1 protein-coding gene (running past one end of the window) is annotated in these 23,961 nt (G+C 72.1%); it reads right to left on the bottom strand.

The window, feature by feature from the left end; translation table 11 throughout:
* Positions 1-23,961 carry the 5' portion of a hypothetical protein gene (locus ETAA1_RS30725; protein WP_145244411.1) on the bottom strand. 23,193 nt of this gene lie to the left of the window's left edge, so only the first 23,961 of its 47,154 coding nucleotides appear in the window; the start codon lies at positions 23,959-23,961; its stop codon lies off the left edge, out of view.

Raw genomic sequence — 23,961 nt, 5'->3', positions numbered from 1 at the left:
GTCGACCGCGATGCGGTTCTCGGCGTAGACGCCGGACCCGCTGAGGGCGACGCCGGTCTTCCCCCCCGAGACCGCCACCGACAGCGCGAGCACGAGCGCATCGACCGTCTGGTCGGAGGTCGCGGTGACGGTGTAGTCCTTGACCGCGTCGATGCTCGTGTTGGTCGTGTACGCCAGAACGTCGAGGCCGATGCGGGGGGCGTCCGCTAGGAGGCCGACGCCGATGAGGGCTCGCCGTCGAAGGCGAGAAGTGGGGCGGTTGTTGTTAGGTGGGCGGGTAGAGTCTGCCTCTTGGCCGATGAAGTTCTTGGCGACCGAGACGCCGATGGAGCCGCCGATGCCGTCGGCCCCGACGGCGACCGCGGCGGCGGCCGCGACGATCTTCGCTTCCACCACCGACTCGTTCTCGGCCGCGAGGACGACGCCGGCGGCGCTGTGGAACTCGCTCGCATCGGCGTACGCCTGCGCGCCGCCGGTCACCGTGTTGAAGGCGACCGCGCCGGCCCCGGCGATGGCGACGGCCAACTTGCCCCCCGCCACGGCCAGCGACGCGGCGATGGTCGTGCTGTGGATCAGGTCGTTCTGCGTCGAGGTGATCGAGATCCCCTCGGTCGTTGCGGGGTTCCCGTCGTCCGGCGCCGTCGCCGTCACCGTCGCGCCGGCGATGTGGGCGTCCACGACGTTGTCGATCGAGTTCATGCCGACGGTGACGCCGAGCGCCACCGACACGCCGTTCTTGCCCACCGCCGCGGCGAGCGCCGCGCCGATGGCGGTGACGGTGACCGCCGACTCGTCGGCCGCGGCGAACACGACGCTGGCCGCCCCGATGCCGCCGCCCGCGTCGCCGTCGTGGGTGGCGCGGATGTCGGTGGCGATCCGGTTCTCGACGTACACGCCGGAGCCGGCGACCGCGACCGACGTGCCGCCGGACGCGCCGACCGCGGCCGTGGCGGCGAGCACCTTGGCGTCGATCGTCTGCCGGCCGGCCGCCGTGACCGTGTAGTCGTTCACGGCCGAGACGCTCGTCCCGGTCGCGGTGGCCGTCACGCCCAGGGCTGCCGTGGCGAGGTCCACCTGCTTCCAGAGCGTGACGTCGCCGTAGTCCTGCTGCAGCGCGGTGACTTGCTTCCACAGCAAGAAGTCGTCGTAGTTCTGGGTGGCGAGGTTCGGACTCCCCAGGTTCGTGTCGCCGACGTACTCGAACACCGCGTTGTCGGAGAGTCGCTTGACGCGCTCGCCGGGCCGCACCTGCGCCGGCGTGCTCCCCGTCGTGTAGTTGAACGTGACGGTGACGGTCGCCCCGAGGTACTGGAGGATGTCGCCGGCCCGCGCCCCGGAGTCGAGCTTGATCCGGTCGCCGGTGGTCAGCGTCAGCACGTTGTCGCTGGCGAGGTGCGTGTACGTCTGGTCGGCGGCCGGCCCGAAGCCGACGAAGTTCCGCGCCACCGACACGCCGATGGCGACGCCGACGCCGTCCTTGCCGCCGCCGACCCCGACGGCCACGGCCAGCACTTCCGCGTCGATGTCGGACGTGTTCGTGGCCGCGATTGTGACGCCCGCGGCGCTCGTCAGCGTGTCGCCGTTGGCGGAGGCCATCGCCCCGCCGCCGACGCGGTTGGTCGCCGCCGCCCCCGCGCCGCCCACCGACACGGCCGTGCCGCCGGCGAACGACGCGGCCAGCGTCGCCGCCTGCGTCGTGGCGAGGATGGTGGCGCTCTCGGCCGCGGTGATGGTGATGCCGTCCGGCGTCAGCGGGTCCGCGTCGAGCGGCGCGCTCGTCGTCACCATCGCGTCGGCGACGTGGGCGTCCACCGTCGTGTACACCGCGTTCGTGGCGACCGCCGCGCCGAGGGACACCGTCACGCCCGTCTTCCCCGACGCGCTGGCGGCGATGCTCGCGGTCTGCACCACGGCCGTCACGTCGGAGGCGTCGGACGCCGCGACCGTCACCGTCTGCGCCGTGATCCCCTGGCCCACGCCGGTGCCGTCGCCGTCGTGCGATGCCTGCACCAGCGCGGTGACCGTGTTCTCGGCGATCGACCCGGACCCCGCGAGCCCGACGCCCGTGCCGCCGGACGCGGCCACCGCCACGGACCCGGACCGCGTACTCGAATCGATCGTCTGGTCGGACTTCGCGGTGACGGTGTAGACGCCGCCGGCGTGGACGGGCGAGTCCACGACGTAGGCCTTCGTGTCGGCCGAGTCGGCGGCCGAGCCGATGTGGTTGAGCGCGACCGCCATGCCGATCGCCGCCGCGACGCCGGTCTTGCCGCCGAACGCCAGCGACCCGGCGACGCCCAGCACCGTCGCGTCGATGGTCCCTTCGGACTCGGCGCTCACGGCGACGTCCGAGCCGGCGCTCAGCAGCGTGCGGTCCACGTGGGCCGTCACGTCGGTGAGGATCGTGTTGAGCGCGACCGCGCCGCCGCCGCTCAGGGCGAGCCCGGTCTTCCCCGCCGTCGCCGCGATCGAGATGGCGACCGCGGTCGATTCGACGGTGATGTCCGCGACCTCCAGCGCGCTCACCTCGACCCGGCCGGCCGGGGCGGCGAGCTGCACCGCGTTCAGCACCTCGGCGGTGACGGCGTTGTCCACGGCGTTCGACGCCAGCGACAGGCCGACCGAGATCGACGCGGCCGTCTTCGCGCCGGACAGCGCCGCCGAGATGGCGGTCGCCTGCGCGTCGGCGAAGACGAGCGACGTGTCCTGCGCGTGAACCGTGATGTCGCCCGCCGAGGCGGTCACGCCGCCGCCGCCGGCGATCGAGGCGAGCACGTCCAGCGCGACCTTGTTGTCCGTCCACACGCCGCCCGCGCTGAGGGCGGTCGCGCCGCCGCCGCCCGACACGCCGATGGCGACGGACGTGGCCTCGACCGTCGCCGTGATCGTCGCGTCCGACGTAGCCGAGACGGTGACGCCGTTGTCCGCCGTCAGCGTCGCGTTGCTGGTGGAGGCGTGGACCTCGACCGCGTCCGCTCCGCCGTACTCCTCCCAGCCGATCAGGTTGCGGGCGAGGGCGAAGCCGATCGCCACGGCCGGCGTGTTCCCGGCCAGCCCGCCGCCGGCCGCGATGGCGATGGCCTCCACCGTCGCCGTGATGGTCGAGCTGTACGTGCTGCTTACCTCGATCATCCCGGCCGTCGGCGCCGCGCCGGTGGCGAGGACCGCGCCGCCCGTGATGGAGGCGTTGCTGTTGCCGCCGATGAGGTTGACCGCCGTCGCCCCGCCGCCGCTGAACGCGGTGCTCTTCTCCAGGCTGACGGCGACCACGATCGACGACGCCGTCGCGGTCGCGTCGATCGTCGCGCTCTCGTCGGCGCGCACCGTCACGTTGCCGTTGACCGCCGTCGGCTGCGGGACGTTCGCGATGAACGCCTCCATGTCGTTCGCGATCTCGTTCCGCGTGACGCTCAGGCCGACGGAGATGCCCGTCGCCTTGTCGGCGGACGCGGCCACCGACAGGGCCGCGGCCGTGACGAACGACGTGACCTCCGTGACGTCCGACGCCAGCACCTCGACGCTCCCGTTCGAGGCCAGCAGGACCGGCGCGTCCTGCACGTAGGCGTGGGTCTTGGTGCTGACCTTGTTCATCGCCACGATGGCGCCGACGCCGACGCTCGTGCTCCCTGCCAGCGTGGCCTTGATGGCCGTGGACGCCGACTCCACGGTCGCGTCGATGCTCGCGTCCGACATCACGGTGACGCTCACGGACCCGCCGGCGCGGACCGTGGAGGCGGTGATGTACGCCTGGGTCGTGGCGGGCTTCTCGGTCCCGAGCGGGGCGCCGGAGATCGCCTCGGCCAGGTTGAAGATGATGTTCTGTGAGTCCCACCCGATCGTGTTGAACGCCACTGTCGCCCCGACCGACACGCCCTTCGAGGTCGTGGTGCTCGCGATCGTGGCCGAGACGGCGGACGTGTTCACCGCCTCGACGGCCACGTCGCCCGTGCCCGTCGTCACGTCGCTGGATGTGATGAAGGCGCTGGCACCGCTCAGCACCAGGTTCGTGGCGATGACGAAGTTGAACGCGTTGGACGAGCCGCCGACGAGGACACTCCCGCCGATCGACGTGACGGTGCTGGTGTCCGTGGCGCGGATCGTGGCCGTCTGGATCGCCGTGACCGCGAGGCGGTCGGCGGCGGACACGGTCGAGTGGGCGATCGAGCTCGTGACGCCGCCCCGCACGTCGTTCCGCACCGCGATGGCGCCGGCCGCGGTCGAGTCGGCCGGGTCGATGTTCAGCCCCAGGTTGTTGAGGATGGCGAACATCTGCTCGACCTTGACCTGCGCCCACTTGCTCGTGTCCGCGAAGTTCTGCGCCGCGAGGTCGAGGGTGGCGTCGGCCCCGATGTACTGGTAGACGCTGTTGATCTCGGCGCCGGGGTCCGTCGGCGTCGGGAGCGGGGTCGGGTTCTCGTCGTCGAGGACCAGGTCGCCCGCTTTCACAAGCCGCACGCCGGACTTGGTCGTGTACTGGTAGTCGGTGAGGAACGGGGTGAGCAGCCCGGTCACGATGCTCAGCCCGGCGTCGCTGGCGGACTGGGCCAGCACCTCGATGGTGCTGTCGGAGGTGATCGTGGCGCTGTCCTCGCCGGACACCGTCACGTTCCGCGCGAGGACGACGTTGAACTCCCGCCAGGCCGCGTTCGTCGCGTAGGCGATCGCGCCCAGGTTCGGCGCGGCGACGACCGGCCCGAGGTACTCGTAGACCTTCCCGGACGCGAGCACGACGCGGTCGCCGGGCCGCAGCGTGGCCGGCGTGCTCGTCACGGTGTAGTCGGCGGCCGTGGTGACGTAGTCGATGCTCGCGTGCGTCTCGGCGTTCACCATGTTGCTGGCGATGGCGACGCCGACGCTGAGGCTCGTGGCAGTGGCGATGGCGATCGACACGGCGGTCGCGTTGTTGCTCAACTCGGCGTTGACCGCCGCCTCGTTCAGCGCAGAGACGGTCACGTCGCCGGCGATGTCGAGGCGCGAGTTGATGACTTCGGCCCGCACCTGGGCCGGCTGCTGGCCACCGAGCGCGTTGGAGATGAGCGGGTCGCCGACCAGCGCGTCGAGGGTGGTGAAGAGGACGTTCTGCGGCTTCCACCCGATCGTGTTGAACGCCAGCGTGGGCGTGATCGACTGCCCGTTGCTCGACGTGGCGTTCGCGTTCTTCGCGTCGATCTGCGACAGGTTCTCGGCGCGGACTTCGAGGTCGCCGGCGGTCGTCGTGACGTGGCTCTCGCGGACGGTCGCGCTCGCCGAACTCAGGATGAGGTTCGTCGCCAGGACGCCGCCGCCGGCGTCGGACGTGCCGCCGCCCGTCAGCGAGTTCCCGCCCGACGACGTGGTGCTGTTGTCCGCGGTGGCGCGGATGACGGCCGTCTCGAGCGCCACGACGGTCACGGCCGCCGCGGTGACGGGGACGTGGTCGAGGAGCGCCTTCACGTCGCTCCGCACATCGTTGAGGACGACGAGGACGCCGACCGAGGTGGAGTCGGAGTCGGTGATGTTGAGCGCCGGGACAAGCTGGGTTTCGAGTACCGCCTTCCACAGCCCCAGGTCCTCGTAGTCCTGGGTGCCGAGGTCGAGCGTCGCCGCCGTCCCCATGTACTGGTACACGGTCCCCGGCGAGCCCGCGACCTTCGCCCACAGCGCCTCGTCGCGGTAGTCCTGCGCCGCCAGGTCACCCGTCAGCGGCGCCGCCCCGAGGTAGCGGTACGCGCTCCCCGCGTCGCCGCCGACGAGCACCCACAGCGCGGCGTCCGTGTAGTCCTGAATCCCCAGGTCGAGCCGGCCGCGGGCGCCGACGTACAGGTACACCTCGCCCGGCGTCCCCAGGAGCGGGTCGTAGTCGTCGCCGACCTGCACCACGTCCCCGGGCACCATCAGCCGGCGGCCCGACTCGGTCGTGAAGCCCGCCACGGCGTAGTCGTCGGTCAGGCGCACCACCTGGGCCGGCGCCACCGTCTGCACGCCCTGGTCGGTGGTGAAGTCGTCGACGACGAAGTCCGACGCCAGCCGCACGCGCTGGCCGAAGTCGATGGCGCGCGTCCCTTCGGCCGTGCTGAAGTCGGCCGGTAGCAGGTTGTTGATGAGCCCCTGAAGGATCGCCGCCCCGCCGTCGTTCGACGTGACCGAGGAGGAGATGATCTTGCTGTTCGCGAAGACCCCGGCCTGGTCCTCGGCCCGGACGAGTACCTCACCCGCGGCCGTGACCGGGGTGCTCGTAATCGAGGCCGACGCGCTGCTGCTCACCTTGTTCGTCGCCAGCACGGCGCCGAACGCGGCACCGGTGGCGTTGAACAGCGCGGACGCGGCGGACGAGGCGGCGTTGCTCACCGTCGCGTTGATCTGCGCCTCGGACACCGCCGTGACGGACACGTCGCCAGTCGCGTTGACGGTGGAGTCGAGGATGTACGCCGTCGTGGCGACCGGCACCTCGGTGCCGATGTTGGTCCCGACCAGGGCGTCGAGGCTCTGGAACAGCAGGTTCCCCGGGTTCCACCCGACCGTGTTGAACGCCAGCGCCACCCCGGCCGCCAGCGCCCCCGACGTGTTCGCCACGTGCAGGGTCGCGTCGACCAGCGCCGCCGTCTCCGCGGCCACCGTCACGTCCCCGGTCGTCACCGTCACCTCGTCCAGGTGTGCGTCCGCGCTGCCCCGGACGCTGTTGGTGACGATGACGCCGTTGACCGCCCACACCGTCCCCGTCCCGAACGCACTGCCGCCCGACGCCGACGTGGTACTCTCGGCCGCCGCCGTGATCACCGCCTGCTCCAGCGCCGTCACCGCCACCGACGGTGCGTTCACCGTCAGGTGGTGCAGGTACGCCGTCACGCCCCCGCGGACGTCGTTGCGGACCACCAGCCCGCCCACCGACTTCGCGTCCGACGGGGTGACGTTGCCGATGTTCGGGATATAGTCGGCCGTCGACGTGGTGATCTTCTGCCAGTTCGCGGCGTCGTTCTTGTAATCCTGCGCCCCCAGGTCGAGGGTGGCCGACCCGCCGACGTACCGGTACACCGCCCCCGCGTCGCCCTTCAGCGGGTCGTAGTCGGCGGCCACCCGCACCAGGTCCGGCGTCGCCACCGCCACCCGCTGCCACTGCGACTGGTCCGTGTAGTCGGTCGTGCTCAGGTTCAGCGTCGCCGCCGCGCCGAGGTAGCGGTACACGGCCTCCGCCACCCCCTTCTTCGCGTCGTACCCGGCCAGCACCTTCACCCGCTGGTCCGGCGCCACCGTCTGGCTCGTCGCCGCCGACGTGAAGTCGAACGCCGGGGCGTCGGCGCCGGTCGCGTCCACCACGCCGGACTTGGTCGTGTACGAGTACTCGTCGAGCCGCGCCAGGAACGCCTTCAGGATGCTCACGCCGCCGTCGTTGACCGTCGTGGACGACGAGATCAGGTGGCTCTCGGCGTTCACCCCCGCCCCGTCCTCCGCCGCGACGGTGAGGGCGCCCCCGACCTGCACAACGCCGGCGGCGCCGGCGGTGTCGTCGACGAAGGCCGTCGCCCGGGTGCTCACCCGGTTGCTCGCCAGCGCCACGCTCGCCGCCATCCCGACGGCGTTGACCAGCGCCCCGGCGGCCGACACCGCCCGGTTGTCCAGCACGGCGCTCACCTGCCCGTCCGCCCGTGCCGTGACGGTCAGGTCGCCGCCGACGTTCAGCGGGCTGTCCAGGATCGTCGCCGTCACCGCCGCCGGCTGCTCGGTGCCGATGTCCGTCCCGAGGAGCGCGTCGATGGTGTTGAACAGCAGGTTCTGGGACCGCCAGCCGATGGTGTTGAAGGCCAGCGCCACCCCCGCCGCCTTGTCCCCGCTCGTCGCCGAGCTGACGACCGTGGCGTCCACGTTCGAGATGTTCTGGGCGTCCACCACGACCGCCCCCGGCGTCGTCACCGCGCTGTCCACGATCGTCGCCGACGCCGACGACAGGACGAGGTTGGTGGCGATGGTGGCGTTGACGGCGATCACGGTGCCGGTCCCGTAGGCGCTGCCGCCGGAGGCGCTGGCGGCGCTGTCGACGGTCGAGGCGATCGCCGCGTGCTCCAGCGCCGTCACCGCCACCGACGCCGCACCGACGGTCGTGTGCGTGACGCGCGCGTCCACCGCGCTCCGCACGTCGTTGCGGACCACGAGGCCGCCGATGCCGATCGCGTCCGACCCGGTCACGTTCAGGCCGCTCGGCAGGAAGTTCGACGGGCTCAGTTCCTTCCAGAAGCCGTAGTCCGAGTAGTCCGCCGCCCCCAGGTCGAGCGTCGCGTCCGTGCCCATGTACTGGTACACCGCCCCCGCCGTCCCGCCCCCGGCGTAAGCGTCGTCCAGCCGCACCCGGTCGCCGAACGTCACCGCCTGCGGCCCCGACTTCGTCGTGTACCGGTAGTCGTCCAGGAGGGAGTTGATCAGGTCGTTGGCGAGGCTCGCGCCGCCGTCGTTCGTCGTCGTCGACGACGCCACCAGCGTCGCGCCCGCGTCGATCCCGGTGTTGTCCTCGGCGGCCACCACCAGCGCCCCGCCGGCCGTCACCGTGCCCCGCACCGGCGTCGTGTACTCGACGAACGCCGTCGCCGTGCTGCTGACGAGGTTGCTCGCCAGCAGCCCGCTCCCGGCCGCACCCGTCGCCCCGATCAGGGCCGACGCCGCCGACGTCGCCTGGTTCCCGACCCGGGCGAACACCTGCGCGTCCGACGCCGCCGTCACCGACAGGTCGCCCCCGACGGCCAGCGGCGTGTCCCGGACGTACGCCCGGGTCCGCGCCGGCTGCTCGGTGCCGATGTTGCTCCCGACCAGCGCGTCGAGGGTGTTGAACAGGACGTTCTGCGCCTGCCAGCCGAGGGTGTTGAACGCCAGCACCACCCCCACCGCCGTGTCCCCGCTGGTCGTGGCGCTGAGGGTGGTGGCGTCCACCTGCGACGTGTTCGCCGCGGCCACGGTCACGTCGCCCGGCGTGGTGATCGCGCCGCCGGTAACGTAGGCGTCGGCCGCCGACAGCATCAGGTTGGTGGCGATCGTGGCGTTCACCGCGATCACCGTCCCGGACCCGTACGCGCTCCCGCCGGACGCCACCGCCGAGCTGTCCGCCGCCGCCCGCAGGACCGCGTCCTCCACCGCCGTCACGCGGACGCTGTCCGCCACCACCGTCGTGTTCTGCAGGTACGCGGCGACGGCGCTGCGCACGTCGTTGCGGACGACGAGCCCGCCGAGGGCCATCGCGTCCGAGCCGGTGACGTTGAGCCCCTGCGGGATGATCCGGGTGGCCGGGACCGGCTTCCAGAACCCCCGGTCCGTGTAGTCCTGCGCGCCGAGGTCGAGGCCCAGCCCGGTGACCGCGGTGCCCATGTACGTGTACACGCTCCCCCGCTCCCGGGCGACGAGCGTCCACAGGGCCGCGTCCGTGTAGTCGAGGGAGCCCAGGTCGGCCGTCAGCGGGGTCGCCCCGACGTACCGGTAGGCGGCGCCCGCCTCCCCCGCGACCACCGCCCACAGCGCGCCGTCCGTGTAGTCCTGGAGGCCGAGGTCCCCCCGGCCGCGCGTCCCCAGGTAGCGGTACACCGCGCCGCCGGTCCCCATCAGGGAGTCGTAGCCGTCGGCCACCTGCACGGTGTCGCCGGGGGACAGCAGCCGCTTCCCCGAGTCGGTCGTGTAGTCGGCCGCGCCGTAGTCGTCCGCCACCCGCACGACCTGCCCGGGGGCCACCGTCTGCGTCCCGGCGTCCGTGGTGTAGTCGTCCACGAGGTAGTCGTCGGCCAGCCGCACCCGGTCCCCGAACTCCAGGTCGCGCACGCCCTCCGACGTGCTAAAGTCGGCCGACTGCAGCGTGCTGATCAGCCCCTGCAGGATCGCCGCCCCGCCGTCGTTCGTGGTGATCGAGGAGGAGACGATCTTGCTGTTCGAATAAATCCCCGCGTGGTCCTCGGCCGACACCACCACCGCCCCCGCCGCCGTCACCGGGGTGCTGGTGATCGAGGCCGTGACGCTGCTACTGACCATGTTGCTCGCCAGCACCCCGCTCGCCGCCGACCCGGTCGCGCCGAACAGCGCGGACGCGGCCGAGTTGGCGGCGTTGCTGACGGTGGCGTTGATCTGCGCCTCGGACACCGCCGTGACGGACACGTCGCCGGTCGCGTTGACGGTGGAGTCGAGGATGTACGCCGTCGTGGCGACCGGCACCTCGGTGCCGATGTTGGTCCCGACCAGGGCGTCGAGGCTCTGGAACAGCAGGTTCCCCGGGTTCCACCCGACCGTGTTGAACGCTAGCGCCACCCCGGCCGCCAGCGCCCCCGACGTGTTCGCCACGTGCAGGGTCGCGTCGACCAGCGCCGCCGTCTCCGCGGCCACCGTCACGTCCCCGGTCGTCACCGTCACCTCGTCCAGGTGTGCGTCCGCGCTGCCCCGGACGCTGTTGGTGACGATGACGCCGTTGACCGCCCACACCGTCCCCGTCCCGAACGCGCTGCCGCCCGACGCCGACGTGGTGCTCTCCCCGGCCGCCGTGATCACCGCCTGCTCGACCGCCGTCACCGCCACCGACGGCGCGTTCACCGTCAGGTGGTGCAGGTACGCCGTCACGCCCCCGCGGACGTCGTTGCGGACCACCAGCCCGCCCACCGACTTCGCGTCCGAGCCCGTCACGTTGCCGATGTTCGGGACGTAGTCGGCCGTCGAGGTGGTGATCTTCTGCCACCGCGCCGCGTTCGTGTAGTCCTCGGCCCCCAGGTCGATCGTCCCCGACCCGCCGACGTACCGGTACACCGCGCCGGCGTCGCCCTTGAGGGGGTCGTAGTCGGCCGCGACCCGCACCAGGTCCGGCGTCGCCACCGCGACCCGCTGCCACTGCGACTGGTCGGTGTAGTCGGTCGTGCTCAGGTTCAGCGTCCCGGCCGCGCCGAGGTACCGGTACACGGCCTCCGCCACCCCCTTCTTCGCGTCGTACCCGGCCAGCACCTTCACCCGCTGGTCCGGCGCCACCGCCTGACTCGTCGCCGCCGACGTGAAGTCGAACGCCGGCGCGTTGACCCCGGTGACCACCACCACGCCGGACTTGGTCGTGTACGAGTACTCGTCGAGCCGCGCGAGGTACGCCCTCAGGATGCTGGCGCCGCCGTCGTTGACCGTCGTGGACGACGAGATCAGGTGGCTCTCGGCGTTCACCCCGGCCCCGTCCTCCGCCGCCACCGTCAGCGCCCCGCCCACCGCCACGACTCCCGGTGCGCCGGCGGTGTCGTCGACGTAGGCCGTCGCGCGGGTGCTCACCCGGTTGCTCGCCAGGGCCGCGCTGGCCGCCATCCCGGTGGCGTTCACCAGGGCGCCGGCCGACGACACGGCGCGGTTGTCCAGCACCGCCGACACCTGCCCGTCCGCCCGCGCCGTGACCGTCAGGTCGCCGCCGACGTTCAGCGGGGTGTCCACGATCGTCGCCGTCACCGCCGCCGGCTGCTCGGTGCCGATGTCCGTGCCGAGGAGCGCGTCGATGGTGTTGAACAGCAGGTTCTGGGACCGCCAGCCGATGGTGTTGAACGCCAGCGCCACCCCCGCCGCCGTGTCCCCGCTCGTCGCCGAGTTGACGACCGTGGCGTCCACGTTCGAGATGTTCTGGGCGTCCACCACGACCGCCCCCGGCGTCGTCACCGCGCTGTCCACGATCGTCGCCGAGGCCGACGACAGGACGAGGTTGGTGGCGATCGTCGCGTTGACGGCGATCACGGTGCCGGTCCCGTAGGCGCTGCCACCCGAGGCGCTGGCGGCGCTGTCGACGGTCGAGGCGATCGCCGCGTGCTCCAGGGCCGTCACCGCCACCGACGCCGCACCGACGGTCGTGTGCGTGACGTGCGCGGCCACCGCGCTGCGCACGTCGTTGCGGACGACGAGGCCGCCGACGCCGATGGAGTCGGACGCGGTGACGTTGTAGCCGGTCGGGAGGAAGTTCGACGGGCTCAGTTCCTTCCAGAACCCGTAGTCCGAGTAGTCCGCCGCGCCGAGGTCGAGCGTCGCGGCCGTGCCCATGTACTGGTACACCGCCCCCGCGGTGCCGCCCCCGGCGTAGGCGTCGTCGACCCGCACCCGGTCGCCGAACGCCACCGCCCGGGAGCCGGACTTCGTGGTGAACTGGTACTCGTCGAGGAGGGTGTTGATGAGGGTGTTGAGGATGCCGACGCCGCCGTCGTTGGACGTGGACGCGGCCGCCACCAGCGTCGCGTCGGCGTCGATCGTCGCGTCGTCGGCGGCGGCCACGAGCAGCGCCCCGCCGGCCGTCACCGTGCCCCGCGCCGGCGTCGTGTACTCGACGAACGCGGTCGCCGTGCTGCTGACGAGGTTGCTCGCCAGCACCCCGCTCCCGGCGGCCCCGGTCGCCCCGATCAGCGCCGCCGCGGCCGACGTGGACTCGTTCCCCACCACCGCGTTGAGCCGGACCGCCGAGTCCGCCGTCACCGACACGTCGCCGCCGGCGGCGACCGCGGTGTCGCGGAGGTACGCCCGGGTCTGCGCCGGCTGCTCGGTGCCGATGCTCGTGCCGACGAGCGCGTCGAGGGCGTTGAACAGCACGTTCTGGGCCTGCCAGCCGACGGTGTTGAACGCGAGGACGACCCCGACCGCGGTGTCCCCGCTGGTCGTCGAACTCAGCGTCGTCGCGTCGATCTGCGACGTGCTGGCGGCGTCCACGGTCACGTCACCCGGCGTCGTCACCGTGCTGTCCGTGATGAAGGCGTCGGCCGCCGACAGGACCAGGTTGGTGGCGATCGTGGCGTTCACCGCGAGCACGGTCCCGGACCCGTACGCGCTCCCGCCGGACGCCACCGCCGTGCTGTCCGCCGCCGCCCGCAGGACCGCGTCCTCCACCGCCGTCACGCGGACGCTGTCCGCCACCACCGTCGTGTTCTGCAGGTACGCGGCGACGGCGCTGCGCACGTCGTTGCGGACGACCAACCCGCCGAGGGCCATGGCGTCCGAGTCGGAGACGTTGTTCCCCTGCGGGATCAGGTTCGTCGCCGCCACCGGCTTCCAGAACCCCAGGTCGGTGTAGTCCTGGGTCGCCAGGTCGAGCGACGCGGCGGTCCCCATGTACGTGTACACGGTCCCCGGCTTGCCCGCGACCTTCACCCACACGGCCGGGTCGCGGTAGTCGAGGGCCCCCAGGTCCGCCGTCAGCGGGGCCGCCCCGGCGTACCGCAGCGCCGCCCCGGCCTCGCCCGCCACCACCGCCCACCGCGCCGCGTCGGTGTAGTCCTGGACGCCCAGGTCCACCCGGCCGCGGGCGCCGAGGTAGACGTACACCTCGCCGGCCGTCCCCAGCAGCGGGTCGTACCCGTCGGCCACCTGCACGGTGTCGCCCGGGGACAGCAGCCGCTTCCCCGAGTCCGTCGTGAACGCCGGCGCGGCGTAGTCGTCCGCCACCCGCACGACTTGCCCGGGGGCCACCGTCTGCACGCCCGAGTCGGTCGTGTAGTCGTCCACCACGAAGTCGCTCGCCAGCCGCACTCGGTCGCCGAATTCGACGGCGCGCGTCCCCTCCGACGTGGTGAAGTCCGCCTGCTGGAAGGTGCTCACGAACCCCTGCAGGATCGCCGCCCCGCCGTCGTTCGTGGTGATCGAGGAGGAGACGATCTTGCTGTTCGAATAAATCCCCGCGTGGTCCTCGGCCGACACCACCACCGCCCCCGCCGCCGTCACCGGGGTGCTGGTGATCGAGGCCGTGACGCTGCTACTGACCATGTTGCTCGCCAGCACCCCGCTCGCCGCCGACCCGGTCGCGCCGAACAGCGCGGACGCGGCCGAGTTGGCGGCGTTGCTGACGGTGGCGTTGATCTGCGCCTCGGACACCGCCGTGACGGACACGTCGCCGGTCGCGTTGACGGTGGAGTCGAGGATGTACGCCGTCGTGGCGACCGGCACCTCGGTGCCGATGTTGGTCCCGACCAGGGCGTCGAGGCTCTGGAACAGCAGGTTCCCCGGGTTCCACCCGACCGTGTTGAACGCTAGCGCCACCCCGGCCGCCAGCGCCCCCGACGTGTTCGCCACGTGCAGGGTCGCGTCGACCAGCGCCGCCGTCTCCGCGGCCACCGTCACGTCCCCGGTCGTCACCGTCACCTCGTCCAGGTGTGCGTCCGCGCTGCCCCGGACGCTGTTGGTGACGATGACGCCGTTGACCGCCCACACCGTCCCCGTCCCGAACGCGCTGCCGCCCGACGCCGACGTGGTGCTCTCCCCGGCCGCCGTGATCACCGCCTGCTCGACCGCCGTCACCGCCACCGACGGCGCGTTCACCGTCAGGTGGTGCAGGTACGCCGTCACGCCCCCGCGGACGTCGTTGCGGACCACCAGCCCGCCCACCGACTTCGCGTCCGAGCCCGTCACGTTGCCGATGTTCGGGACGTAGTCGGCCGTCGAGGTGGTGATCTTCTGCCACCGCGCCGCGTTCGTGTAGTCCTCGGCCCCCAGGTCGATCGTCCCCGACCCGCCGACGTACCGGTACACCGCGCCGGCGTCGCCCTTGAGGGGGTCGTAGTCGGCCGCGACCCGCACCAGGTCCGGCGTCGCCACCGCGACCCGCTGCCACTGCGACTGGTCGGTGTAGTCGGTCGTGCTCAGGTTCAGCGTCCCGGCCGCGCCGAGGTACCGGTACACGGCCTCCGCCACCCCCTTCTTCGCGTCGTACCCGGCCAGCACCTTCACCCGCTGGTCCGGCGCCACCGCCTGACTCGTCGCCGCCGACGTGAAGTCGAACGCCGGCGCGTTGACCCCGGTGACCACCACCACGCCGGACTTGGTCGTGTACGAGTACTCGTCGAGCCGCGCGAGGTACGCCCTCAGGATGCTGGCGCCGCCGTCGTTGACCGTCGTGGACGACGAGATCAGGTGGCTCTCGGCGTTCACCCCGGCCCCGTCCTCCGCCGCCACCGTCAGCGCCCCGCCCACCGCCACGACTCCCGGTGCGCCGGCGGTGTCGTCGACGTAGGCCGTCGCGCGGGTGCTCACCCGGTTGCTCGCCAGGGCCGCGCTGGCCGCCATCCCGGTGGCGTTCACCAGGGCGCCGGCCGACGACACGGCGCGGTTGTCCAGCACCGCCGACACCTGCCCGTCCGCCCGCGCCGTGACCGTCAGGTCGCCGCCGACGTTCAGCGGGGTGTCCACGATCGTCGCCGTCACCGCCGCCGGCTGCTCGGTGCCGATGTCCGTGCCGAGGAGCGCGTCGATGGTGTTGAACAGCAGGTTCTGGGACCGCCAGCCGATGGTGTTGAACGCCAGCGCCACCCCCGCCGCCGTGTCCCCGCTCGTCGCCGAGTTGACGACCGTGGCGTCCACGTTGGAGATGTTCTGGGCGTCCACCAGGACCGCCCCCGACGTCGTCACCGCGCTGTCCACGATCGTCGCCGAGGCCGACGACAGGACGAGGTTGGTGGCGATCGTCGCGTTGACGGCGATCACGGTGCCGGTCCCGTAGGCGCTGCCACCCGAGGCGCTGGCGGCGCTGTCGACGGTCGAGGCGATCGCCGCGTGCTCGAGCGCCGTCACCGCCACCGACGCCGCATCCACGGTCGCGTGCGTGACCGTCGCCGCGACGGCGCTGCGCACGTCGTTGCGGACGACGAGGCCGCCCACCCCGATCGAGTCGGACGCGGTCACGTTGTAGCCGGTCGGGAGGAAGTTCGACGGGCTCAGCTCCTTCCAGAAGCCGTAGTCCGAGTAGTCCGCCGCGCCGAGGTCGAGCGTGGCGGCGGTCCCCATGTACTGGTAGACGGCGCCCGCGGTGCCGCCGCCGGCGTAGGCGTCGTCCACCCGCACCCGGTCGCCGAACGCCACCGCCCGGGAGCCGGACTTCGTGGTGAACTGGTACTCGTCGAGGAGGGTGTTGATGAGGGTGTTGAGGATGCCGACGCCGCCGTCGTTGGACGTGGACGCGGCCGCCACCAGCGTCGCGTCGGCGTCGATCGTCGCGTCGTCGGCGGCGGCCACGAGCAGCGCCCCGCCGGCCGTCACCGTGCCCCGCGCCGGCGTCGTGTACTCGACGAACGCGGTCGCCGTGCTGCTGACCAGGTTGCTGGCCAGCACCCCGCTCCCGGCGGCCCCGGTCGCCCCGATCAGCGCCGCCGCGGCCGACGTGGACTCGTTCCCCACCACCGCGTTGAGCCGGACCGCCGAGTCCGCCGTCACCGACACGTCGCCGCCGGCGGCGACCGCGGTGTCGCGGAGGTACGCCCGGGTCCGCGCCGGCTGCTCGGTGCCGATGCTCGTGCCGACGAGCGCGTCGAGGGCGTTGAACAGGACGTTCTGGGCCTGCCAGCCGACGGTGTTGAACGCGAGGACGACCCCGACCGCGGTGTCCCCGCTGGTCGTCGAACTGAGCGTCGTCGCGTCGATCTGCGACGTGTTCGCCGCGGCCACGGTCACGTCACCCGGCGTCGTCACCGTGCTGTCCGTGATGAAGGCGTCGGCCGCCGACAGGACCAGGTTGGTGGCGATCGTGGCGTTCACCGCGAGCACGGTCCCGGACCCGTACGCGCTCCCGCCGGACGCCACCGCCGTGCTGTCCGCCGCCGCCCGCAGGACCGCGTCCTCCACCGCCGTCACGCGGACGCTGTCCGCCACCACCGTCGTGTTCTGCAGGTACGCGGCGACGGCGCTGCGCACGTCGTTGCGGACGACGAGCCCGCCGAGGGCCATGGCGTCCGAGTCGGAGACGTTGTTCCCCTGCGGGATGATCTGGGTGACCGGGACCGGCTTCCAGAACCCCAGGTCGGTGTAGTCCTGCGTCCCCAGGTCGAGGGTCGCCGCCGTGCCCATGTACGTGTACACGGTCCCGGGCTTGCCCGCGACCTTCACCCACACGGCCGGGTCGCGGTAGTCGAGCGCCCCCAGGTCGGCCGTCAGCGGCGCCGCCCCGGCGTACCGCAGCGCCGCCCCGGCCTCCCCCGCCACCACCGCCCACCGCGCCGAGTCGGTGTAGTCCTGCACCCCCAGGTCCACCCGGCCCCGCGCCCCCAGGTAGCGGTACACCTCGCCGGCCGTCCCCAGCAGGGCGTCGTACCCGTCGGCCACCTGCACCGCGTCCCCGGGGGACAGCAGCCGCTTCCCCGAGTCCGTCGTGAACGTCGCCGCGCCGTAGTCGTCCCCCACCCGCACGACCTGCCCGGGGGCCACCGTCTGCACGCCCGAGTCGGTCGTGTAGTCGTCCACGACGAAGTCGCTCGCCAGCCGCACCCGGTCCCCGAACTCCAGGTCGCGTACCCCCTCCGACGTGTGAAAATCGGCCGACAGGAAGGGGTTGATCAGGCTCTGCAGGACCGCCGCCCCGCCGTCGTTGGTCGTGACCGACGACGACACGATCTTGCTGTTCGCGTAAATGCCGGCGTGGTCCTCGGCCGACACCACCACCGCGCCCGCCGTCGTCACCGACTGGTTCTCGATTGAAGCCGTGGCCGTGCTGCTCACCCGGTTGCTCGCCAGCACCCCGCCGACGCTCTTGCCCACCGCGCCGAACATCGCGGACGCCGCGGACTCGGCGGCGTTGCTCACGGTCGCGTTGATCTGGGCGGCGTTGTCCGCCAGCACCGTTACGTCGCCCGTCGCGTTGATCGTCGAGTTGCGGATGAACGCCCGCGTCTCGGCGGGCTGCTCGGCCCCGAAGGCGTTGGCGATCAGCGAATCCCCGAGCAGCGCGTCCACGGCGTTGAACAGGAGGTTCTGCGCCTTCCAGCCCACGGTGTTGAACGCCAGCGTGAACCCGAAGCCGTCGGCCCCGGTCGAGGTGGCGCTCAGGATCGTCGCGTCGATCATCGACGTGTTGTGGGCTTCGACGGCGACCGTGTCGGCCGTCACGTCGCTGTCCTGGATGTCGGCGACCGCCTTGCTGAGCACGATGTTCGTGACGGCCTGACCGTTGCCGGCCAGCACCGTACCGGTGCCGTAGAAGCTGCCGCCCGACGCCGACACGTTGATCTGCGCGTCGGCCACAATCGCGGCGGCCTCGACCGCGGTCACCGCGACCGACGCGGCCGTCAGGGTCGTGTTGTGGACGTAGGCGGTCGCGGCGCTGCGGACGTCGTTGAGGATCACCATGACGCCGATGGCGCGGGCGTCGGAGTCGAGGAAGTTGCCGATGCCGGGGTAGAGGTTGGCGATGTCGCTGGCGCTGCCGGCGACGAGCTTCATCCAGGCGAGCGGGTCGCTGTAGTCGGTGGCGCCCAGGTCCGCCGCGGGGAGCGGGGCCGCGCCGACGTACTTGTACAGGCTGCCGGTGTCGCCGCCGCTCGCGTAGGCGCTCCCGAGCCGCACCTTGTCGCCCGGCTGGATCGCCTGCACGCCCGACGCGGTCGTGTACTTGTAGTCGTTCGGCAGGAGGACGCTGTTGACGATGGGGATGAGGCCGGTCAGGTCGTTGGTCGTGGCCACGTCCTGCACCACCGAGCTGTGCGACTCGATCCCGGCCGTGTCCTGCGCCAGCACCGTCACGGCGCCCGCGGCCGTCACCACGCCGCGGCCCGGGCCCGTGAAGTCGATCGAGGCGGAGGCGAAGCTCGACACCTTGTTCGACGCCAGCAGCAAGCCGCCCGCCGCGCCGGTCGCGCCGTAGCCGGCGGCCTTCCCGTCCCCGGCCGCCTGACCGGCGGTGGGGGAGAACAGCAAATCGACCGCCGCCTCGACGACGTTGTCGTTCCCGGCCACGGCGTTGAGCTGGGCCTCGCCGCTGGCGGTCACGGTCACGTCGCCGGCCGCGTCGATGGTGGCGTCGAGGATGAACGCCCGCGTCGCGGCCGGCTGCTCGCCGTTGAAGGCGGTCGAGACTAGCGGATCGCCCAGAAGCGCATCGACCGCGTTGAACAGGAGGTTGGACGGCCGCCAGCCGATGGTGTTGAACGCCAGTACGGCGCTCGTGGCGTCCCACGCCTCGATGCGGCTGGTTGCCGTCGCGTCGATCTCCGACACGTTGGAGGCGTCCACCACCACGTCGCCGGCGGTCGTCGTCACGTCGCTGCTGGTGATGGACGCGGTCGCCTGGCTCAGGACGACGTTCGTCACGATGACGGCGCCGAGCCCTTCCCACGGCGCCACGACGCTCTCGTCGAAGGCCGTGATGACGGCCCCTTCCACCGCCGTCACGCTCACCGTCCCGCCGGCCGTCACCGTCTGATTCTGGACATAGGCCCGTACGTCGCTGCGGACGTCGTTGTGGTCGATGAGCCCGAAGTAACTGTTCGAGGCGCCGATCAGGCCCTTGTTCAGCCGCGTGCCGATCTCGCCGAGGACGGCGTACGCCAGGGACGCGGTGATGAGGTCGGTCGGCGTCAGCTCCTTCCAGAACTCGAAGTCGCTGTAGTCCTGCGCGTCCAGGTCGAGGGACTGGGCGGTCCCCATGTACAAGTAGACCTTGCCGGCGACGTCGGGGTCGGCGAAGTCGTCGGCGACGCGGACGCGGTCGTTGAACTGGACGGTCCGCACCCCGGACTTGCTGGTGTACGTGTACTCGTCCTGGATTCGCCCGGCCCACACGTTGAGGATGCCGGCGCCGCCGTCGTTCGTGGGCGACACCTCGCCGTACATCGTCGTGGCGGAGTCGATGCCGGCGGCGTCCTCGGCCGTGATGGTGACGCCGCCGGCCGCGTCCACGAGGTTCAGTTGCTGCCAGTCGGCGCTGGTGGCGTACTGCTGTGCGGCGACGGACAGGTTGGGCGCCGCGGCGACCGGCCCGACGTACTCGTACACGTGCGCGGCGTCCACCGCGACGCGGGCGCCGGGGAGCAACCGCGGCGGCGTGTTGGCCGGCGTGAGGTCGGTCACCAGCGGGAGGTAATCGACGTAGGCGTACGCCCGCGCGCTCACCATGCTGCTCGCCAGCACGGCGCCGACGCTCATCCCGGCGGCGCCGAACACCGCCGCGGGGGCCGAGGTCGCGTCGTTCCCGACGTCCGAGTTGATCTGCTCCGCGGCGACCGCCGACACCTCGACCGCGCCGCCGGCCTGGACGCGGGAGTTGGTGATGAACGCCAGCGTCTGCGCCGGCTGCTCGCCCCCGAACGCCGTCGAGACGAGCGGGTCGCCGAGCAGGCCGTCGAGGGTGTTGAACAGGACGTTCGACGGCCCCCAGCCGATCGTGTTGAACGCCAGGGCGATCCCGACCGAGTTCGCCCCGGAGGTGGACGCCACCTTGGTGCTCGCGTCGATCTGCGACAGGTACTCCGCGCCGACGGTCAGGTCGCCCGCCGTCGTCACGGTGCTGTCTGTCACGAAGGCGCTCGCGCCGCCGAGGACGCGGTTCGTGGTGATGACACCGTTGACGGCCAGCGAGGTGCCCTGCCCCGTCCAGGAGCTGCCGCCCGACGAGGCGATCGTGCTGTCCGTCGCCGCAAGGATCACCGCCTGCGCGGTCGCGGTGAGGGCGAGGCTGTCCGCCGACACGGTGGCGTTGCGGACGGCCGCCTCCACGTCGCTCCGCACGTCGTTCAGCGCCACGACCCCGCCGACGCTCGTCGAGCTGGACTGGGAGACGTTGAAGCCTTCCGGCAGGAGCCGCGTCCCGAGCACGCGCCGCCAGAACCCCAGGTCGGTGTAGTTCTGCGTCCGCAGGTCCAGCGTCTCGCCCGGCCCCATGTACTCGTACACGTTCCCCGGCGTGCCGCCGACCTCGACCCACTCCGAGTCGTCGGTGTAGTCCAGCCCGTTCAGGTCGAGCGGCTGCGCGGCGCCGACGTAGCGGTAGACGCTGCCGGGGTTGCCGCCCACCGCCTGCCAGCGGCTCGCGTCACTGTAGTCCTGCGCGCCCAGGTCGTAGCGGCCGCTGCCGCCGACGTACCGGTAGACCACGCCGGCGTCCCCGCCACCGCCGTCGTAGCCCTCGTCCACGGCCACGAGCGAGCCGAACTTGAGCAGGCGAATCCCCGACGCCGTCGTCAGCCGCGCCTGGCCGTAGTCGTCGCCGAGCTTCACCACGGAGCCGGGCGTCACCGCGACGGTCTGCGTGCCGAGCGTGCCCGCCGTGGCGAGCGGCGACGCGAAGTCGCTCGCCAGCCGCACGCGCTGGCCGAAGGCGACGGCGGTCGTGCCGGCGCTCGTGGTGAAGTCCGACGGGAGCGTGGCGTTGTCGGCGTTCTGGATGAAGCCGAACAGCCCGATGTTGGTGGTGATCGACGAGACCACCAGCTTGACGCTCGAATACACGCCCGCGTCGTCGTGGGCGTCCACGGTCATCGCCCCAGCGGCCGTCACCTCGCTGATCGGCTGCCAGAGGCTCGCGTTGCCATAGTTCTGCGCGGACAGGTTGACCGGCCCCGTGTTGATCGCCGGACCGACGTACCGGAACACCCGGCCGACGCCGAGCGACACCGTCGCGCCCGGCAGCAATGAACCCGGCGTGTCGCCGACCGTGTGCGTGGCGGTGATTTCGACGAACGCCTTCGCCCCGCTGCTGACCTTGTTGGTCGCCAGGATGCCACCCGCGGCCGTCCCGCTCGCCCGCCACAGGCCCGACGTGGTGGACGTGGCCGCGTTGCTGACCGTGGCGTTGATCTGCGGGGCGCTGTCGGCGTTGATCTGCAGGTCGCCGGCGGTCGTGACCGCGGAGTTGCGGGTGTACGCCTGCGTCAGGAACGGGGCTTCGACATCCCCCAGCTGCGTGCCGACCAGGCTGTCGAGCGTCGCCAGGGCGAGGTTGTTGATCCGCCAGCCGATCGCGTTCAGGGCGATCGCCACGCCCGCCGCCACGCCCGTCGCGCCGAGGGTGGCCGTCGTCGTCGCCGTCCGGGCGCTGACCTCCGACACCGCGTTGACGACCGACGAATTCGTCGCGTCCAACCGGACGTCGCCCGAGCCGACGGTGCTGACGCTGCTGCCGTCGGTGAACGCGCCGACGCCGCCCAGGAGCGTGTTCGTGACGAACAGCCCGCCGAGGCCGAACGAGATGCTGAACGGGAGCACGCCCGTCGTCGTGACGGCGGTCGCCCGCGCGGAGGAGGTCAGCTTCGTGGCCGACTCGGCCAGGAGCTCCACGTCGCCGTCCGTCGCCGTGACGGCGGACGCGGCGCCGATCGAGGCCTCGGTGGCGCGGTCCAGCGTGTTGCTGGCGTGAGCGACGCCGACGGACACGGACGAGGTCAACCCGCTCAGCCCGACGTTCAGCGACAGCTCGGTCGATTCCGCGGTCAGCACCCCGGCGTCGATCGCGGAGAGATGCACGCCCCCGGTCCCGGCCGCGACCGTGCCGCCGACCACCCGCGCGGTCGTGCCGCCGGAAATGTCGTTGACGGCGCCCTTCGCGGATGCCGTGTACGTGGTCGCGTTCAGCGCGTCCTGGGCGAGCCCGCCGACGTTCAGGTTGGCGCTCGTGAGCGTGGCGCGCGTCGTGTCGGAAACGATGTTCTCGACGGTCCCCACGAAGCTCGACACGATGGTGTTGGCGACCTCGCCGCGGTTCACGGCGTCGAGGTGGGCCAGCCCGGTCGTCGTCAGGGCGACGTTCGCAGTCCCCGGGAGGTCGGTGATATAGGCCTGCGTGTCCCGCGTGAGCCGAATCGAGTTGCTGAGGATGCTGAAGTCGTAGCCGGACGACGGGGCGAAGTCGGAGCTGGTCGCGACGAGGTGCGAATCGTCGACGGCCTGAATGAGGGCGCTGGCCGGCTCCGTGCCCGAAATCGCGCCGCCGCCGACCACCGCCCGGCCGCCGCCCACGATGCCCGCGTGCGTCGTCTGGTTCGACACGACGCCGATCGTGCCGGCGATCGCGTTCGCGGCCGTGGCCGTGACCGCGGTCGTGGTGTGGGCGGTGAGTTGCAGCGTGCCCGCCGTCACCACGCCGCCGGCGCGAATCTCCGCGACCGCACTCGACGCCGACGTGAGCGACAGGTTCGCCGGCAGGCCCGGCGCGGTCAGGGTGACGGTGTTCGCCACGGTGGCGTCGATGGTCACGCCGCCCGGCGTTTGAATCGACCCCTGGACGACGACCTCGGCCGCCAGGTTCACCGGCGCGGGTGTGGCCGCGGAGGTGACGGCGCCCTGCGCGCGGGCCAGTAGTGCGACGTCCCCCGTCGTGGTCAGCGACGTGCCCGCCGGGACCGCGATCGTCTCGGCCCCCACGGTCAGCGCCGCCGCGCCGAGGCCCACGGCGCCGACGACGGTGACGGTGTCCGAGCCGCCCCCGCCGCTGATCGTCAGCGAGGCGCTCGGCGTGGTGAACTCGACGCTCTCGAACGTCGGGACCACGTCGGCGCTCCGCACCCGCAGGACGCCGCCGCCGAGGTCTTCGAGCAGCATCCGGTCGGCGGCGCCGCTGCCGATCACCGACACGTCGGTCAGCGGGCCGGTCAGCGTGATCGGCTCGAGCCCGGCGTACCGGATGACGGCGGCGTCGATCTCCACGCTGCCCGAGTCCGGCCCGGTGGCGCGGAACACGACGCGCTCGGCCCCCTGGTTGTGGATGACGAGCGAGTCGAACCCGGCCGGGCCGCCGTCGATCACGCCGGGGAGCGTCCCGCCGGGCGCGAAGACGAACGTGTCCTGGTTCCCGGCCGCACCCCTCAGGTTCGCCACGCCCCGGAACGCGAGGAACTTCGACGACCCGAGGTAGCCGACGGAGTCGCCGGTCACGCCCCACGTCGCGTCGTAGGTAGGGCCGACCAGCGTGCCGGTCCCCCCGCCGTCGAACGTGATCCCCCCGCGGACCTGGCGTACGGACGGGTCCACGGTCAGCGTCAGGACGTGGCCGTTGGCGTCGATCAGCACGCCGCCGAAGATCCGGTCGAAATCGCCCGCCGCGAGGACGTGATTCGGGTCGGCGGTATCCACGAGTTGGAGCCACCCATCGATCAGCCGCAAGGTCGCGGCCCCATCCGCCTGGGCGAGGTAGGTCAGGTCCGCAGTCGGCGCGAGGCGGTCTTCGAGGAATTCGACGCCGAGGCGGAACCGGCCCCCCCGGACGGCCATGATGCCGCGGGCGGTGCTTTTCAGGATGTCCTTAATGGACCGGATCGCACGATCAAACCGCTTCAT

Source organism: Urbifossiella limnaea (genome assembly GCF_007747215.1).
Lineage (GTDB): Bacteria > Planctomycetota > Planctomycetia > Gemmatales > Gemmataceae > Urbifossiella > Urbifossiella limnaea.
The sequence above is the reverse complement of the archived record's forward strand: the minus strand, read 5'-3'. Positions and strand labels throughout refer to the sequence as shown.